The organism is Staphylococcus sp. EG-SA-2 (genome assembly GCF_017152085.1).
The window spans coordinates 1-596 of record NZ_JACYHC010001319.1; the positions used below are offsets into that span (position 1 = coordinate 1).

2 protein-coding genes are annotated in these 596 nt (G+C 38.4%); both read right to left on the reverse strand.

The features are described 5' to 3' along the window. Positions 1-400: flotillin-like FloA family protein (locus IDG60_RS28380; protein WP_206161158.1), on the reverse strand; the 400-nt coding region annotated here is incomplete at its 3' end. Between the two features lie 17 nt (positions 401-417). Then, the coding region (locus IDG60_RS28385; RefSeq protein WP_274611461.1) for an NfeD family protein at positions 418-596 on the reverse strand (179 nt) is incomplete at its 5' end.

Consider the following 596-nt stretch of genomic DNA (forward strand, 5'->3'; position numbering starts at 1 on the left):
GTGTTTCAATGACTTTAGGATTAACAGACATTTGAACCGCTTCTAATACGTCACGTCCTGCAAGGTCAATTGCAGCAGCACGTTCGAAAGGAAGATCAATGTCAGCACGTTGTGCAGCAATATTAGCGTCAACAACTCTGTCAACATTTCCTCCTGCTAGATAATGCGATTCTAATTGGTTTGTTGTTAATGCTAGTCCTGCTTTATGCGCTTTAATTAATGGCGCTATAACTTTTCTTGGAGATACACGACGTAAACGCATACCAACCAATGTACCTATACCAACATGAACGCCAGCTGCTAACGCTGAAATCCATAAACCAATGGGTACAAATGAGAATAAAATAAGTAATGCAACTACTATAATAACTGCTATTACGATAAAACTTAAACTAAACATGGTATCGCTCCTTTTAATTAATCTACTTCCCTCACAACTACTCTTGTTCCTTCAACTTCAAGGATTTTTACCGTTTTATTGCGTAAAATAAAGTTGCCATCTGAAACAGCATCAATACGTTCATTTTCACAAAAAATAATCCCTGCAGGTCGAAGATCTGTAACTGTTTGAGCAGTCTTTCCTACGAGGTGCGAGC